A 17,904-nucleotide genomic window follows, 5' to 3' on the forward strand; every position below is an offset into this window, starting at 1 on the left:
AGTGAAATGGCGAATTACACCAACATGTGGCGAATTTCATCATGGCAGATAACAAAGATACCCTTCTCGGTGAAGCAAACCGCTTTATTGAAGTGCTGGAGCAGGTGTCCCGGCTGGCACCACTGAACAAGCCGGTGCTGATTATCGGCGAGCGCGGAACGGGCAAGGAGCTTATCGCCAACCGCCTGCACTACCTCTCCTCCTGCTGGCAGGGGCCGTTTATTTCGCTTAACTGCGCGGCGCTAAACGAAAACCTGCTGGATTCCGAGCTGTTCGGTCACGAAGCCGGCGCGTTTACCGGCGCACAAAAGCGTCACCCAGGGCGGTTCGAACGCGCCGACGGCGGTACGCTGTTCCTCGATGAGCTGGCCACTGCGCCGATGCTGGTGCAGGAAAAGTTGCTGCGGGTGATTGAATACGGCGAGCTGGAGCGCGTTGGCGGCAGCCAGCCGTTGCAGGTGAACGTGCGGCTGGTGTGCGCCACCAATGCAGATTTGCCGCAGTTGGTAGAGGAAGGCACCTTCCGCGCCGACCTGCTCGACCGGCTGGCCTTTGACGTAGTGCTGCTGCCGTCGCTACGTGAGCGTCAGAGCGACATTATGCTGATGGCCGAGCACTTCGCCATTCAAATGTGTCGAGAACTCGGTCTGCCGCTGTTCCCAGGATTTACCGAACGCGCCCGCGAAACGCTGCTGCACTACCGCTGGCCGGGGAATATCCGTGAGTTGAAAAACGTGGTTGAGCGTTCGGTCTATCGGCACAGCTCCATCGAGGAGCCGCTGGACGATATTATTATCGACCCGTTCCGCCGCCAACCAGCGGTTCACGCGGAGCCCGCGGGGGAGAAAGTCGGTCCATCGCTTCCGCTGGATCTGCGCCAGTTCCAATTAGAACAAGAAAAAGGCCTGTTGCAACAAAGTCTGCAACAGGCCCGATTCAACCAAAAACAGGCCGCCGAGCTGCTGGGGTTAACCTACCACCAGCTGCGCGCGTTGTTGAAAAAGCATCAGCTTTGACGGTGGCGCGGTAACATCACCGCGCTGACCGCTATCGCCCCCAGACACAGCAAGCAGTTAAACCACAGCGCATACTGTGCCGCCTTTGCCATCCCGTGCGGCAAAAACAACGCATACAGCGAGGCGGTCATCGCTAGGCCGAACGCCCCGCCAAGCGAGCTGCCCATTTTGTAGATTCCGGAAGCCACGCCCACTTTATTCTCCGGCGCACTGGTGACGGCGGTGTCAGTCGACGGCGTGGCGTAACAGCCCAACCCTAATCCAAATAACACATTGCTGAAAAAGACGGTGACAATATAGGTCCAGGTTTCCAGGAAGGTGCAGGAAATCAGGAAAATCCCCACCATGGTGATTGCCGGGCCGCCCATCATCGGTAATCTGGCACCGTAACGTTGAAGTAGTTTTTCCCCCACCCGAATCATCAGCAGTACGGTCACCAGATAGCCGAGCGTCATCATCCCTGTCTGCAGCGGGCTGAGATGCCGCCCCTGTTGCAGCCAGATGCTGGTGATCATCATGGTGCCAATCGCGCCGTTGAGCATCAGGTTCGACAGCACCGCCGCGCTGTAGGAACGGTTGTTAAACAACGCAAAATCGATGAGTGCCGCCTCCTTTTTGCGCAGACCGCTGCGGATAAACCAAACCATCGCTAGCACGGCGCCTGCCAGCATCGACAGCGACAGGCTGCTGGTCCAGCCCCAGTGGTGCCCTTTGGCGATAAACAGGTTAAACAGCACCAGACCTGCCACCAGACTCAGCAGCCCGCTCACGTCTAGCTTGTGCTGCTCGGCGGTAGCGCTTTTACTTTCCGGCGTGCCACGAATCAGCAAAAACGCAGTCACGGCGGCAACGATGGAGAAAACGAAAATCCAGCGCCAGCCTAGCCCGGTGGCAATCGCCCCGCCGACAAAGGAGCACAAGCCGCTACCGCCCCAGGAACCAATCACCCAAAAGCTCACCGCGCGCTGCCGCGACCGCCCTTCATACCAGGTTTTAATCAGCGCCAGCGTCGCTGGCATGATGCAGGCGGCAGAAAGCCCCTGAATCACGCGACCGATGAGAAACAGCACCGGCCCTTGAGACACCACCAGCAGCGCGCTGCCGGCTATACTGAGCGCCAGGCCAATCAGCGTCAGACGCACCCGGCCAAACTTATCTGCCAGACCGCCGCTGGCGACGACAAAACAGCCGCTGAACAGCGCGCTGAGGCTGACCGCGAGGGTGAGCGTCTCCAGTGAGATATCGATACTGCTTTTCACCACCGGAACGACGTTTATCACCGACTGGGCAAACAACCAGAAGGTCAAAACACTTAAAACTATACCCGCCAGCAGTCGGTCGGTGCCGACATACTGCGTTTCAGTCAACGAAACAGTACTCATGGCTCGCCCTCAGGTTGCGCGTCACTTATGCACGCAGGTAGTGTTCCGTCAGGCCGCACCACAGCGCCGCCCCCGTCAGCAGGATATTGTCGTTAAAGTCATAGCCCGGGTTGTGCACCATGCAGCGATCCGGTTCGTCGCCCGCCCCAATGGTGAAATAGGCACCGTTGGGGTTCTGTTCGAGCATAAAGGCGAAATCTTCGCTGCCCATAAACGGGTTAACCGTGGCGATAGAGGCTTCGCCAAACAGCGAAGTGGCCACCTCGCGCACCATCTGATTCGCCTGCGGGTCGTTGCGCAGCACCGGGCTGCCGTTGACGTGCGTCAGCGTCGCCGTGGCGTTGAAACTCTCCGCCTGCGATACCGCAATATCGTGAATGCGCTGCAGCACGGTTTTACGCACCGACTCATTCAAGGTGCGCACCGTCAGCTTCATCTGCACTTTATCGTTGATAATGTTTGGCGCATGTCCTGCCTGAATGCTGCCCACGGTGACCACCACCGGGTCGAACGGGCTGATATTTCGCGACACGATCGTTTGCAGCGCCAGCGTGATATGACAGGCCACCACGGTAGCATCGACGGTATGTTCCGGCACCGCGCCGTGACCGCCGACGCCCTGTACATCAATATGCAAGGTGTCGGACGACGCCATCATCGCCCCGTCGCGCAGGCCAATCTTGCCGAGTTTCTGCCCCGGCATATTGTGCAGACCGAAAATACGGTCGCAGGGGAATTTGGTGAACAGACCGTCTTCCAGCATCACGCGACCGCCGTAGAGCAACTCTTCCGCCGGCTGGAAAATCAGGTGCAGCGTGCCGTTGAACGAGCGGGTGCGCGCCAGATATTCGGCCGCATAAAGCAGCATGGTGGTGTGGCCATCGTGACCACAGCCGTGGAAACTGCCGTCGGTTTCACTGGCCCACGGCTTACCGCTGCGCTCCTGCATCGGCAGCGCATCCATGTCTGCGCGAAGACCTAGCGTGGCGTTGCCGTTGCCCACTTTTAAGGTTCCCACCACGCCGGTGCCGCCGAGGCCGTAGTCCACCTCATAGCCCCATCCAGTCAACAGTTTCGCCACCTCGGCGCTGGTTTTATGCTCCTGAAAACCTATCTCAGGCTGCTGATGAAAGCGGTGGCGTAGCGCAATAAACTCCGCCTCACGGACCTGCAATGCTTCAACAATAGGATGTGTCATTTTTGTTATCCCTTTATGGCTCCACAGTGATAACGTCGAGTTTATGCCGCCAGTGAGGCTTTAAAATGCAGGTTTTTGTTTTATATTGACGGAAAATGAAATGACTATTTTTCATACGGTTTAGTTATGACAAAAAAGATACCGTTATTTTTTGTCTCAGGAGAATGGGATGCCGACGCAGCAAATCAGTGACTTTTCCGTGGTCGTTCAGGATGTCCGTCATCAGACTCACGAGGAGCAGCCTGCACTCGCCCTGCTGTGGGTGCTTCAGGGCGATGTGACGCTGGAGACCAGCAATGGCACTCGTCGCCTGCTGGACGGGGCGCTCGCTATCGTCAATCCCAATCAACGGTGGAGCCTTGTCAGCGAACAACCCAATACGCTGATGACGCTGACCGTTGCCGCTAACTGGCTGACGCGGATGGATGCCCATTTTTTCGGTTTTGATTACCAGATAACCGCCCAGCCGCATGCCTCGCTGGCACATGAAGCCCGACTTTGTTCACTGATGCGCCAGTTGCTCATCACCCATCTCACCAACCACGAAACGCACTCACGGCTGGAAGCCAACCGCTGGCTTTGCGAAATTGCCCTACTGCTGGCCACCCATTTCCAGCAGCCGCGCCAATCCAGCACGCCACACAGCGAAGCGGCCTGGAGCCATCGTATTCGCCAGGTGGTGGCCCGAATTGAATCGCAGTACACCCGACGACTGTCACTTGCTGAAATTGCGCGCGCCGAGCGGGTGTCCGAAGCCTGGCTCTCTCGCCTGTTTCATAAAGAAGTGGGCGTCAGTTTTATGCAGTTCATTACCGCACTGCGCCTGGAGAAATCCGCCGAGCTGCTGCTGACAACCGCCCTGCCGGTCCAGCGCATTGCTCAACAACAGGGCTTTGCCAGCGCCCGAGTGATGAACGACCTGTTTAAGCGTCGCCACGGCATGACGCCCCGTCAGTTTCGCCAACAGACAACGCCCCAAAGCCGCAGCCGCCCGCGAGAAATCCTGCCGGACCGCACACTGCCGGTTGCCGCGGAAACGCTCTATGCCCTGCTTAATCATACAAGCACGGCAGCGTGGGATAACCCGCCACCGCTCCAGCACCACTCACAGCCTCGACAGATTGCGTTGAATACGCTGCCCGCACGCCGTGTGCCACTGCGCCGTAGCGAAATAATTATTACGCTTCGCGAACTGGATGATTTACTGCGCGACGACGTTCGCCAGTCGCTGCTGGCGCTGCATGTGCAAATACCCATCGCCGGCATTGATATTAACGAGCCGTTTCTCAGCAGCCGTCTGTTCAGCGATGGCTGGGACGATCCGCAAATGGTGGGCTATGCCTGCTGGTACAACCTACAGCAGGTCTTCACATTTCTGTCTCGTATGGGCTGGCGCGTACTGTTGCATACCAGCCTGACCACCCGTCCGGATCTGCTGCGCCAGTTTTTATCCCTCGCCGCCCAGCATTTTCCACCGTCGACGCTTGCCAGCTGGCAGTTCGTCTGGCACTGGTCGCCGCAGGCAAGCAAGGAGGTCTGGGCGCAGCAGAAAGCGGCCATCCGAGCGTTATCGCCTGACTCGTTACTTGGAATCTGGCACCGTTTTACCATGGCCGAAGACGGCATCGTTGATGATGCCATTATCACTTCGCCGTTGTTAAAAGAGGCCGATTTTCTCGCCTGTTCGGCAAACGCCAATGAGCGTTTCCAGCAGCAGTCTTTTGACGGCCCCCGGCTTTCCGCTGCCGAAAGCTATCCGGTTGAGAAAGTGCGCCAGATTCAGCGCGCCCTGCGACAACATCACCTTGCGTTACCTTTATGGCTGCTGTCGTGGAACACTCTGACCGGGTCAACCAGACGCACTAACGGCGAGTTCTTCCGTGGCGCACTGTTGATGAACAACCTGCTTGGCCTCGCCGAACAGGTGCAGCTCACCGGTTTCTGGCTCAATTCTAGTCAGCAGGGTGAAGCGCGCAGCAACGGCACGTTTGATACCTCAAGCCTGGCGCTGTACTACCATCATGGGCTTCCCCGGCCTATTTTCTGGGTACTCTGGCTGTGGCACCGTTTACGGGGTGATGTGCTGGTCAACGATAAAAACATCCTGCTGCTGCATCACCACGGGCGCTATCAGCTGCTGCTACGTAACCCGGTAGTATTTAACCCGTGGCTCTCAAGCGAAGAGGCGTTTATTCAGCGTTTTCGTCAGCAGTATCCGGTCGCGCTTCAGCCATTACACGGCAAATGGAAAATCAAACGACACCTGTTCGATCAGTTGAACGGCGCGCTCTTTCCCTACCTTGATGCTATCGACAGCAGCAGCGGCCCGGATGAAGAGACCTGGACCTGGCTTGTCCACAAAACCCGGCCGGCGCTCAGCGTTCGTGAAGAAAACGTAGAAGAAAATTGGCAGGTGGTTGAGGCGCTGGAGAGCAATGCGCTGGTGTTATATGAGTTAACCCCACTGATTTGATGACTTTTAAAGCAGTTGCACGTAGAGATTTGTACCTGGTAGCCGTAAGTGCGATACACTTTGCAGATCAATCGAAAATATAACGAAACTATGCGCCTGAATTTGTCATCCTTCCTCGCCGCGTTGGGGCTACTTTGCGGCCAGGCGATTGCCGCACCGCAACCGCTTGATTCCCCTCGCGCCGATATTCGCGACAGCGGATTTGTCTACTGTGTCAGCGGGCAGGTCAACACCTTCAACCCGCAAAAGGCGAGCAGCGGGCTTATCGTCGACACGCTGGCGGCTCAGCTTTACGATCGTCTGCTGGATGTTGACCCATACACCTATCGCCTGGTCCCTGAGCTTGCCGAAAGCTGGGAGGTGCTGGACAACGGCGCGACCTACCGTTTCCATCTGCGCAACAATGTGCAGTTCCAGACCACCCGCTGGTTTACGCCGACACGCGCGCTGAACGCCGACGACGTTGTGTTTACCTTTGAGCGCATTTTCGACCGCAACCATCCGTGGCATAACGTCAACGGCGGCGCTTTCCCTTACTTCGACAGCCTACAATTTGCCGATAGCGTGCAGAGCGTGCGTAAGCTCGATAACCGCACCGTGGAGTTCCGCCTGACCCGTCCGGATGCGTCATTCCTGTGGCATCTGGCGACCCACTATGCGTCCGTCATGTCCGCCGAGTACGCCAACAAGCTCACCAAACAGGATCACCAGGAGCTGCTCGACCGCCAGCCGGTCGGTACCGGGCCTTTCCAGCTTGATGAATACCAGGCGGGTCAGTTCATCCGCTTACAGCGTCACCCGAAATTCTGGCGCGGTACGCCGCTGATGCCGCAGGTAGTCGTGGATTTAGGCTCCGGCGGGACTGGACGTTTATCCAAACTGCTGACCGGCGAATGCGATGTGCTGGCCTGGCCAGCCGCCAGCCAGTTGACCATTCTGCGCGACGACCCGCGTCTGCGTTTGACGCTGCGCCCGGGGATGAACATCGCGTACCTGGCGTTTAATACCGACAAACCGCCGCTGAATAACCCTGAAGTGCGTCACGCCCTGTCGCTCGCTATCAACAACCAGCGTCTGATGCAATCCATCTACTACGGTACAGCGGAAACGGCGGCCTCAATTTTGCCGCGCGCCTCCTGGGCTTACGATAACGAAGCTAAGATTACCGAATACAACCCGAAGGAAGCGCGCCGACGCCTTGAGGCTCTGGGTCTCCAGAAGTTGACCCTGCATCTGTGGGTGCCAACCAGTTCACAGGCCTGGAACCCGAGCCCGCTGAAAACCGCTGAGCTGATTCAGGCAGATATGGCTCAGATTGGCGTCAAGGTGGTGATCGTGCCGGTTGAAGGTCGCTTCCAGGAAGCGCGGCTGATGGACATGAACCACGACCTGACGCTCTCCGGCTGGGCCACCGACAGTAATGACCCGGACAGTTTCTTCCGTCCGCTGTTGAGCTGCGCGGCTATCAACTCGCAGACCAACCTGTCCCACTGGTGTAACCGTGAGTTTGACAGCGTACTGCGCCGGGCGCTGGACTCCCAACAGCTTGCGTCGCGCATTGATGCCTATGATGAAGCCCAACAGATCCTCGCGCGCGAACTGCCGGTGCTGCCGTTGGCTTCTTCGCTGCGTCTGCAGGCCTACCGTTACGATATGAAAGGCCTGGTGCTGAGTCCGTTTGGTAACGCCTCGTTTGCTGGCGTGTCGCGGGAAAAAGAAGAGAAGGTGCAGAAACCATGATTATTTTCACGCTTCGTCGCCTGTTGCTGCTGCTGGTTACGCTCTTTTTCCTGACCTTCGTCGGCTTCAGCCTGAGCTATTTTACGCCGCACGCGCCGCTGCAAGGTGCCTCGCTGTGGAACGCCTGGGTATTCTGGTTTGAAAGCGTCATGCACTGGGACTTTGGCGTCTCCAGCATCAACGGCCAGCCGATTTCCGAGCAGCTTCGCCAGGTGTTTCCGGCGACCATGGAACTGTGCATTCTGGCGTTTGGCTTCGCCCTGCTGGTGGGTATTCCTATCGGCATGCTGGCGGGAATCACCCGCAACAAGTGGCAGGATAAAGTCATCAGCTTCTTTGCGCTGCTGGGCTTCTCTATTCCGGTTTTCTGGCTGGCACTGCTGCTGACCCTCTTCTTCTCGCTGACGCTGGGCTGGCTGCCGGTTTCCGGGCGCTTTGACCTGCTGTACGAAGTGAAAAACGTCACCGGATTCGCGCTGATTGATGCCTGGCTTTCCGACTCGCCGTGGCGACATGAGATGATCATCAGCGCCCTGCGCCATATGGTGCTGCCGGTGCTCACGCTGGCGGTAGCGCCCACCACCGAAGTGGTGCGTCTGATGCGTATCAGCACCATCGCGGTGTACGACACCAACTACGTGAAAGCGGCGGCAACCCGCGGGGTTTCGCGTCTGACCATTCTGCGTCGCCACGTACTCCATAACGCCCTGCCGCCGGTTATCCCGCGTCTGGGGCTGCAATTTTCCACCATGCTGACGCTGGCGATGATCACCGAAATGGTCTTTAGCTGGCCGGGCCTGGGGCGCTGGATGATTAACGCCATCCGCCAGCAGGACTACGCGGCGATTTCCGCCGGGGTCATGGTGATTGGCGCGCTGGTTATCATCGTCAACGTGATCTCCGATATTTTGGGTGCTATGGCTAACCCGCTGAAACATAAGGAATGGTATGCCTTACGATAGCGTCTACCTCGAGAAGCGCCCGCCGGGTGCCCTGCGCACCGTCTGGCGTAAGTTCTACGGCGATACCACCGCGATGATTGGCTTTTACGGCTGTATCGGGCTGGTGCTGCTGTGCGTGTTCGGCGGCTGGTTTGCCCCCTACGGTCTCGACCAGCAGTTCCTCGGCTACCAACTGCTGCCACCATCATGGTCACGCTACGGCGAAGTGTCATTCTTCCTCGGCACCGACGATCTGGGCCGTGATGTGTTAAGCCGTCTGTTGAGCGGCGCGGCACCTACCGTTGGTGGTGCCTTTTTGGTGACGCTGGGAGCAACCGCGTTTGGCCTGCTGCTCGGTGCTTTTGCCGGGTCGACCCACGGGCTGCGTTCAGCCATGCTGAACCATATTCTCGACACCCTGCTCTCCATTCCATCGCTGCTGCTGGCGATTATCGTGGTGGCCTTTGCTGGCCCGCATCTGTCGCATGCGATGTTTGCTGTCTGGCTGGCGCTGCTGCCGCGTATGGTACGCTCGATTTACAGCATGGTTCACGATGAGCTGGAGCGTGATTACGTGATTGCCGCCCGCCTCGACGGCGCTTCTACACTGAACATTCTGTGGTTTGCGATTTTACCAAACATCGCTGCGGGCCTTGTAACTGAGATTACCCGTGCGCTGTCGATGGCCATTCTGGATATCGCCGCGCTGGGCTTCCTTGACCTGGGCGCTCAACTGCCTTCGCCAGAATGGGGAGCGATGCTGGGCGATGCGCTGGAACTTATCTACGTCGCACCGTGGACGGTAATGCTGCCGGGTGCGGCCATTATGATAAGCGTGCTGCTGGTTAACCTGCTGGGCGACGGTATTCGCCGCGCCATCAATGCGGGGGTGGAATAATGCCGTTACTTGATATTCGCAATTTAACCATTGAATTTAAGACCAACGAAGGCTGGGTGAAGGCCGTTGACCGCGTCAGTATGACCATGGCCGAGGGTGAAATTCGCGGTCTGGTTGGCGAATCTGGTTCAGGCAAAAGCCTTATCGCCAAAGCCATTTGCGGCGTCACCAAAGACAACTGGCGCGTGACCGCAGACCGTATGCGCTTTGATGATATCGACCTGCTGCGCTTGTCTAACCGTGAACGCCGCAAACTAGTCGGCCACAACGTGTCGATGATTTTCCAGGAGCCGCAGTCCTGTCTTGACCCCTCCGAGCGCATTGGCGAACAGCTGATGCAGAACATCCCCGGCTGGACCTTCAAAGGCCACTGGTGGCAACGACTGGGCTGGCGTAAGCGCCGCGCCATCGAACTGCTGCACCGCGTGGGGATCAAAGATCATAAAGACGCGATGCGCAGCTTCCCCTATGAACTCACCGAAGGGGAATGTCAGAAAGTGATGATTGCCATCGCGTTGGCCAATCAGCCGCGTCTGCTGATTGCCGATGAGCCGACCAACGCCATGGAGCCGACCACTCAGGCGCAGATCTTCCGCCTGCTGACCGGCCTTAACCAGAACAACAACACCACTATTTTGCTTATCTCTCATGATTTGCAGATGCTGACCCACTGGGCGGATAAAATTAACGTCATGTACTGTGGGCAGACGGTGGAAAGCGCGCCAAGCGAAGAGCTGGTGACTATTCCGCATCACCCGTATACCCAGGCGTTAATCCGCGCGATTCCAGACTTTGGCCGTTCGATGCCGCATAAAAGCCGCCTGAACACGCTATCTGGCGCGATCCCGCTGCTGGAACAACTGCCGATGGGCTGCCGTCTTGGGCCACGCTGCCCTTACGCCCAGCGTAAATGTATTGAAACCCCGCGCCTGACGGGTGCGAAGAACCACCTGTTCGCCTGTCATTTCCCGCTGAACATGGAGAAAGAGTGAAATGGTCGAAACCTTGCTTGAAGTACGCAATCTGAGTAAGACCTTTCGCTATCGCACCGGATGGTTCCATCGTCAGACGCTGCAGGCGGTGAAGCCGCTGAGCTTTACCCTGCGCGAAAAGCAGACGCTGGCGATTATTGGCGAGAACGGTTCAGGTAAATCCACGCTGGCGAAAATGCTGGCGGGCATGGTGGAACCGACCACCGGCGAGCTGCTGATTGACGATCATCCGCTGGAGTTCGGTGACTACTCGTTCCGCAGCCAGCGTATCCGCATGATCTTCCAGGATCCGAGCACCTCGCTGAACCCGCGTCAGCGTATTTCGCAGATCCTCGATTTCCCGCTGCGTCTTAATACCGATCTCGAGCCAGAAGCGCGCCGCAAACAAATTATCGACACCCTACGCCTGGTCGGCCTGCTGCCGGACCACGTCAGCTACTACCCGCACATGCTGGCACCGGGGCAAAAACAGCGTTTGGGTCTGGCCCGCGCGCTGATCCTGCGCCCAAAGGTGATTATCTGCGACGAAGCGCTGGCCTCTCTGGATATGTCGATGCGTTCGCAGCTGGTGAACCTGATGCTGGAGCTGCAGGAGAAACAGGGGATCTCTTATATCTACGTGACCCAGCATTTGGGGATGATGAAGCACATCAGCGACCAGGTGCTGGTGATGCACCAGGGCGAAGTGGTCGAGCGCGGCAGCACCGCCGACGTGCTGGCCTCCCCGCTGCACGATTTAACCAAACGTCTGATTGCGGGCCACTTCGGCGAGGCGTTGACCGCAGACGCCTGGCGTAAAGACCGCTAACACTGAATAGAAGGATGAACACGATGGGTTTTCTTTCCGGTAAACGTATTCTGATTACGGGCGTGGCGAGCAAGCTTTCCATCGCCTATGGTATCGCTCAGGCGATGCAGCGCGAAGGAGCCGAGCTGGCCTTCACCTACCAGAACGACAAACTGAAAGGTCGCGTGGAAGAGTTCGCCGCTTCGCTAGATTCCAGTATCGTCCTGCCGTGCGACGTAGCGGAAGATGCGAGCATTGAGTCCCTGTTCAGCGAACTGGCAAAAGTCTGGCCGACGTTTGACGGTTTCGTCCACTCCATCGGTTTTGCCCCGGCGGATCAACTGGACGGGGATTACGTCAACGCGGTGACCCGCGAAGGCTTTAAAATCGCCCACGACATCAGCGCCTACAGCTTTGTGGCGATGGCAAAAGCCTGCCGCAGCATGCTAAACCCCGGTTCTGCCCTGCTGACCCTCTCTTACCTGGGCGCGGAGCGTGCAATCCCGAACTACAACGTGATGGGTCTGGCAAAAGCCTCTCTTGAAGCCAACGTGCGTTATATGGCGAACGCCATGGGCCCGGAAGGCGTACGCGTGAATGCGATTTCGGCAGGCCCGATTCGTACGCTTGCCGCCTCCGGCATCAAGGATTTCCGAAAAATGTTGGCGCACTGCGAAGCGGTCACGCCGATTCGTCGCACCGTGACTATCGAAGACGTGGGTAATTCCGCCGCCTTCCTGTGCTCCAACCTTTCCGCCGGGATAACCGGGGAAGTGGTTCACGTTGATGGCGGTTTCAGCATTGCCGCGATGAACGAACTGGAACTGTAGACCCGTAGCCCGGACGAGGCGTTTACGCCGACTCCGGGGTTTTCCCCGGCGTCACTGCGTTCGGCCGGGCTACGATTTTTCCCTTCTTACGCCTCTGTTATTCCAGCCAGTTATTAATTATCACCGAACAATATTTTCTCCCTCGTCACGCATGCGCCAGGATATTTACCTATAACGATCCGGCAACACCTTCTCAATACCCGCCGGCTCGCCACCTATAGATCAAGGAATATCCATGGAGCCACGCCGCGTTTACGGCAAAAGCCACTGGTATCACGAAACCCAGTCGAGAGCCCAACACAGCGACGTGATGCCGCTGGTTCCTGAAGCCGCACACGTTGACGACCGTTTTTTACTGGATCTCACGTTACCCGATGCCCTCTACAGCGCCAATCAGCGCTGGTTACGCCTCGCCCGCACCTTTGCCCAAACGTTATTCCCGGATGCGGTCACCGTTAACCGCCTGCGCACCTTCAGCGCCTACGACCGTCTGAGCACCGCGCTCACCGTCGCGCAGGTCACCGGCGTGCAGCGTCTGTGCAATCACTACGCTGCGCGTTTAGCGCCGCTGCCGGGGCCAGATTCATCACGCGAGAGCAACCACCGGCTGGCGCAAATTACCCAGTATGCCCGCCAGCTTGCCAGCTCGCCGTCGGTGATCACCTCGCGCGAGCGTCAGCAACTGGATGAGGTGGGGCTTACCGCGCACGATATTATTCTGATTAATCAGGTGGTCGGCTTCGTCGGTTTCCAGGCACGCGTTATCGCTATTTTCCAGGCCCAGCTCGGTTTCCCGGTTCGCTGGATCCCCGGCATGCCGGTACAGGAAGATGCCGATGCGGACCGCTTCCAGAGTGAAAGCGCGCCGTGGCATACCGACTTTGTCAGCACCATACCGCATCAGGCCAATACGACGCAGGGTGACGTGCTGGCACGCTGGCAGCATGTACCCGAGCTAACCTCGCTGGCAGACGCGCTAATAGCCGAGGAGACCCTGCTGGAGGGATTGGGTGAGCTTATCGACGCCCTCACCTTCGCGCACCCGCTACAGCCGCTGGCATCGCTGATCCCTGCCCGCATCAACGGCAGCACCAGCTGTTTTCACTATTACAGCGGTCAATGGCAAGGCGCGAACGGCTTGCCAGACGCGGTGCGTAACGGTGAACGCGCCATTCAGGCCTGGAGTCACCACCATCCCTGCGAGCGCGCTGTCGCCCAGGCAACCCAGCTTTTGACTCGCGCACCAGACCGTTTTAGCGCCGCACAGCTAACGCCCCTTACCGAGCAGGGACTTTCCGTTCCGGATGCCATTACGCTGCTTACCTGGAGCGCTCTCTGCGGCTGGCTAAACCGCCTGCGCATAGCACTGAGTAGCGCACAACAAGTTGCGTAAAAGGGTGAAAGAGCGCTTGCTGCAACCTATAGATTCGCGTAAAAATGTCAGCCGCTCTTTTGGCCACGAAAATAGATCAATATGCTTCAGGACAACCCGCTGCTCGCGCAGCTAAAACAGCAACTTCACTCCCAGACGCCGCGTGCGGAAGGGGTCGTAAAAGCCACGGATAAAGGTTTCGGTTTCCTCGAGGTCGACGCGCAGAAAAGCTATTTTATTCCGCCGCCGCAGATGAAAAAAGTGATGCACGGCGACCGTATTATCGCGGTCATTCACTCTGAAAAAGAGAAAGAGAGCGCCGAACCGGAAGAACTGGTTGAGCCGTTCCTGACGCGTTTTGTCGGGAAAGTGCACCGCAAGGATGACAGACTGTCTATCGTTCCCGATCATCCGCTGTTAAAAGATGCCATTCCATGCCGCGCTGACCGCGGTGTCACACACGATTTCAAAGAGGGTGACTGGGCCGTTGCTGAAATGCGCCGTCATCCGCTGAAAGGCGATCGTAGTTTCTACGCCGAGCTGACCAAATTCATCACCTTTGGTGACGACCACTTTGTGCCGTGGTGGGTAACGCTCGCCCGTCATAACCTGGAAAAAGAAGCGCCAAACGGCGTGGCCACCGAAATGCAGGACGAAGGTCTGGAGCGTCGCGACCTGACGGCCCTCGACTTCGTTACCATAGACAGCGCCAGCACCGAAGATATGGACGATGCGCTGTTTGTGGAAGAAGCCGCTGACGGCAAGCTGCTGCTGACCGTCGCGATTGCCGACCCGACCGCATGGATCGTTGAAGGCAGCAAGCTGGACGATGCCGCGAAAATTCGCGCCTTTACCAACTATCTGCCGGGCTTCAACATTCCAATGCTGCCGCGCGAGCTCTCCGACGACCTCTGCTCGCTGCGGGCAGAAGTGGTTCGCCCGGTACTGGCTTGCCGCATGACGCTGGCGGCCGACGGCACCATCGAAGACAACATCGAGTTCTTCGCCGCTAACATCGAATCAAAAGCCAAACTGGTTTATGACGACGTTTCCAACTGGCTGGAAAATACCGGCGACTGGAAACCGCAGAGCGATGCTATCGCGCGTCAGATTACCCTGCTGCAACGCGTTTGCCAGGTTCGCAGCGAATGGCGTAAAACCCACGCGCTGGTGTTCAAAGACCGTCCTGACTACCGCTTTGTGCTGGGTGAGAAAGGCGAAGTGCTGGATATCGTCGCAGAGCCGCGCCGCATTGCTAACCGTATCGTTGAAGAGTCGATGATTGCGGCAAACATCTGCGCCGCTCGCGTGCTGCGCGACAAACTGGGCTTTGGTATTTATAACGTCCACACCGGCTTTGCTCCTGACAATACCGAAGCGCTGGCTGCGCTGCTGAAAACCCACGACGTTCACGTCGATCCGGTTGAAGTGCTGACCCTGGAAGGTTTCTGCAAGCTGCGCCGCGAGCTCGACGCTCAGCCTTCTGGTTTCCTCGATAGCCGTATTCGTCGCTTCCAGTCATTCGCTGAAATCAGCATTGAGCCGGGTCCACACTTCGGCTTAGGTCTGGAGGCGTACGCAACCTGGACCTCACCGATCCGTAAATACGGTGACATGGTGAACCATCGCCTGCTGAAAGCGATTATCAAAGGCGAAAGCGCGCCGCGTCCTCAGGATGATGTGACCGTGCAGATGGCCGAACGCCGTCGTCTGAACCGTATGGCGGAACGCGACGTTGCTGACTGGCTGTATGCGCGTTATCTGAGCCCGCAGGCGGGTAAAGACACGCGCTTTGCGGCGGAGATTATTGACGTTAGCCGCGGCGGTATGCGCGTGCGTCTGGTGGATAACGGCGCAGTTGCCTTTATTCCTGCACCGTTCCTGCACGCTGTGCGTGATGAGATGGTTTGTAGCCAGGAAAGCGGTACCGTGCAGATCAAAGGCGAAGTGGTCTATAAGGTCACTGACGTCATTGATGTCACCATTGCGGAAGTGCGCATGGAAACTCGTAGCGTGATTGCTCGCCCTGCGGCGTAAGATTTCTGAGATACGTGCTAAACGGCTCCTTCGGGGGCCGTTTTTTTTGGGCGCTGCTCAGTGAAAGCGGTACGCCGCTGGATGGCGCTTCGCTTATCCGGCCAACGTGGAATATCCCTTCCGCCCAGTACTACCCTCTTTTTTCTACGCGAATTTTCAAAAAACGATCACACTGAATATCATGGCATTGGATTCGGACCTATTCGATCGCAGGTGTATGAGGAGCACGCATGGTGAAATCTCTGGCACAAAATCTGCTCGACCCAAACCCTAGCGAAACCAGTCTTTACTGGCGTTTGTCACGAACCGATCCCACCCTGTATCTGAGCATCGATCCCGATGCTGGCTCCGATCTGGCCATTCCGTTAAGCCCAGAAAATGCCCAACGCATTCATTCCATGAGCGTGACCACCTCAAGCATCGCGGTCAATATCCAACTCAACGGTTATGACGTTCCCGTACATCTGATTGGGCGTAAGGTGAACTGTAGCGAATGGGCCGGTACGGCTTCGTCATGGTTTGATACCTCCTCCGTCGCCCGCGACCTGTTACAGGGGCTACTGTTTGCTGAGCAGGTGGTCTCAGAGGCTAATGCGGTCATCGTCATTCTCGACCGTGACGGTAAAATTCAGCGCTTCAATCGCCTGTGCGAAGAGTACACCGGCGTGAAAGAGCAGGATGTTATCGGCAAAACCGCATTTGAGCTTTTTATGTCCGCGCCGGAAGCCGCCGCCGCGCGGGAAAACGTCAGCCGTTTTTTTAGCAACGGCGGCCCTTATGAGGTTGAGCGCTGGATAAAAACGCGCAAAGGCCCGCGCCTGTTTTTGTTCCGTAACCGTTTTGTCCACAGCGGCAGCGGTAAGAACGAGATCTACCTTATCTGTTCGGGCACCGATATTACCGAGGAGCGCAAAGCACAGGAGCGACTGCGGGTACTGGCCAATACCGACACCATCACCGGGCTGCCGAATCGCCACGCCATCAATGAGCTTATCGGTAGCGCCATTGAAACCCGCCAGCCCGAGGAACAAATTGGCCTGGTCTACTTCGATCTGGATAATTTCAAGAAGGTCAACGATGCCTACGGACACGTCTTTGGCGATCAGCTACTACAGTCCGTGGCGCTGTCGATTCTAAGCTGCCTGGAAGAGAACCAGACTCTCGCCCGCCTCGGCGGCGATGAGTTTATCGTTCTGGCGACGCAAACCTCGCAGAGCGAACTGGAGGCCATGGCGTCGCGGGTGTTAACCCGCCTGCGCGACCCTTTTCGTATCGGCCTGATTGAAGTCTACAGCGGATGCTCGTTGGGCATTTCTATCGCTCCACAGCACGGCGAGGACAAGGAGAGCCTGATTCGTAATGCGGACACCGCGATGTACACAGCCAAAGAGAGCGGCCGCGGGAGATTTAGCGTATTTAAACCCGAAATGAATCTGCGAGTTTTCGAATATCTGTGGCTGGATACCAATCTGCGTAAAGCGTTGCAGTGCGATCAACTGGTTATCTACTATCAGCCGAAAGTGAGCTTAGACGGCGAAGTACGCAGCCTGGAGGCCTTAGTGCGCTGGAACTCGCCGGAGCGGGGGCTTATTCCGCCGATGGATTTTATCGCTTACGCCGAGGAGTCGGGGCTTATCGTGCCGCTCGGTCGCTGGGTGATGCTGGACGCGATTCGTCAGGTCGCGCAGTGGCGAGACCGGGGCATTCATCTGCGCGTGGCGGTAAACGTCTCTGCCCGTCAGCTTGTCGACTATTCTATTTTCAGCGACCTGAAGCAGGCGCTACGCGCACAGGGATTCGAGCAGTGCCCAATTGATATTGAGCTCACCGAAAGCTGCCTGATTGATAACGCTGAACAGGCGCTGGAAGTTATCGAACAATTCCGCTCGCTGGGCGCTCAGATTCACCTCGACGATTTTGGTACCGGTTATTCATCGCTGTCGCAACTGGCGCGCTTTCCTATTGATACCATCAAGCTGGATCATATTTTCGTCCAGAGCGTCCACGACCGTTCGGTTTCCCAATCGCTGGTGCTGGCAATTATTGCCGTCGCCCGCGCGCTGAACCTCAATATTATCGCCGAGGGCGTGGAGAATGCTGCCGACGATGCATTCCTTAAGCTACATGGCGTGGATGAGCGGCAGGGCTACCTCTTTGCGCGCCCGATGCCCGTCGCCGAACTTGAGCGCTGGTTGACTGAGCATCCGGGGTTATAAGCTAAGCTATTTTTTCACTTCT

The 17,904-nt window shown here is 57.4% G+C and carries 13 protein-coding genes; 11 read left to right on the forward strand and 2 right to left on the reverse strand.

Going from position 1 to position 17,904, the window contains the following annotated elements:
• The first annotated feature begins 41 nt into the window (after positions 1-41).
• Positions 42-1,016, forward strand: coding sequence for a phage shock protein operon transcriptional activator (pspF, locus tag MY052_RS13350; protein ID WP_035894067.1), 975 nt, complete (start codon positions 42-44; stop codon positions 1,014-1,016).
• Here the strand turns inward: pspF and MY052_RS13355 are convergent.
• Positions 1,007-2,398: an MFS transporter gene (locus MY052_RS13355; RefSeq protein WP_248537163.1), complete on the reverse strand. Its 1,392-nt coding sequence runs from the start codon at positions 2,396-2,398 to the stop codon at positions 1,007-1,009. The two genes, pspF and MY052_RS13355, sit on opposite strands and share 10 nt — an antisense overlap.
• A gap of 25 nt (positions 2,399-2,423) precedes the next feature.
• On the reverse strand, positions 2,424-3,596 hold the full coding sequence (locus MY052_RS13360; protein ID WP_035894071.1) for a M20 aminoacylase family protein: 1,173 nt from the start codon (positions 3,594-3,596) through the stop codon (positions 2,424-2,426).
• A 169-nt stretch (positions 3,597-3,765) separates the two neighbouring features.
• Between MY052_RS13360 and MY052_RS13365 the strand changes: the two genes are divergently transcribed.
• The 10 genes from MY052_RS13365 (at position 3,766) to pdeR (ending at position 17,882) form a co-directional block, all read left to right on the forward strand.
• Positions 3,766-6,069 carry a helix-turn-helix domain-containing protein gene (locus MY052_RS13365; protein WP_248537164.1) on the forward strand — a complete coding sequence of 768 codons (2,304 nt, stop codon included), beginning with the start codon at positions 3,766-3,768 and terminating at the stop codon, positions 6,067-6,069.
• Positions 6,070-6,159: 90 nt separating this feature from the next.
• Entirely contained in the window at positions 6,160-7,809 is a 1,650-nt protein-coding gene (gene sapA / locus MY052_RS13370; RefSeq protein ID WP_115074734.1) for an ABC transporter substrate-binding protein SapA, read from the forward strand.
• A complete protein-coding gene (gene sapB / locus MY052_RS13375) occupies positions 7,806-8,771 on the forward strand; it encodes a putrescine export ABC transporter permease SapB (protein WP_035896323.1) in 966 nt (321 codons plus the stop codon). The genes sapA and sapB overlap by 4 nt, the downstream gene beginning before the upstream one ends.
• Positions 8,758-9,648: a putrescine export ABC transporter permease SapC gene (gene sapC, locus MY052_RS13380; RefSeq protein WP_248537165.1), complete on the forward strand. Its 891-nt coding sequence runs from the start codon at positions 8,758-8,760 to the stop codon at positions 9,646-9,648. The genes sapB and sapC overlap by 14 nt, the downstream gene beginning before the upstream one ends.
• On the forward strand, positions 9,648-10,640 hold the full coding sequence (gene sapD, locus MY052_RS13385) for a putrescine export ABC transporter ATP-binding protein SapD (protein ID WP_035896321.1): 993 nt from the start codon (positions 9,648-9,650) through the stop codon (positions 10,638-10,640). The genes sapC and sapD overlap by 1 nt, the downstream gene beginning before the upstream one ends.
• A gap of 1 nt (position 10,641) precedes the next feature.
• A complete protein-coding gene (gene sapF, locus MY052_RS13390) occupies positions 10,642-11,448 on the forward strand; it encodes a putrescine export ABC transporter ATP-binding protein SapF (RefSeq protein ID WP_035896320.1) in 807 nt (268 codons plus the stop codon).
• Between the two features lie 23 nt (positions 11,449-11,471).
• Positions 11,472-12,257 carry an enoyl-ACP reductase FabI gene (gene fabI / locus MY052_RS13395; RefSeq protein ID WP_248537166.1) on the forward strand — a complete coding sequence of 262 codons (786 nt, stop codon included), beginning with the start codon at positions 11,472-11,474 and terminating at the stop codon, positions 12,255-12,257.
• A gap of 235 nt (positions 12,258-12,492) precedes the next feature.
• Entirely contained in the window at positions 12,493-13,650 is a 1,158-nt protein-coding gene (locus tag MY052_RS13400) for a carboxymuconolactone decarboxylase family protein (protein WP_248537167.1), read from the forward strand.
• 81 nt (positions 13,651-13,731) lie between these two features.
• Entirely contained in the window at positions 13,732-15,666 is a 1,935-nt protein-coding gene (locus tag MY052_RS13405; RefSeq protein ID WP_035896317.1) for an exoribonuclease II, read from the forward strand.
• Between the two features lie 230 nt (positions 15,667-15,896).
• Positions 15,897-17,882, forward strand: coding sequence for a cyclic di-GMP phosphodiesterase (gene pdeR, locus MY052_RS13410; RefSeq protein ID WP_248537168.1), 1,986 nt, complete (start codon positions 15,897-15,899; stop codon positions 17,880-17,882).
• Positions 17,883-17,904: the final 22 nt, after the last annotated feature.

The sequence above is a fragment of the Kluyvera ascorbata genome, from assembly GCF_023195735.1.
GTDB lineage: Bacteria > Pseudomonadota > Gammaproteobacteria > Enterobacterales > Enterobacteriaceae > Kluyvera > Kluyvera ascorbata.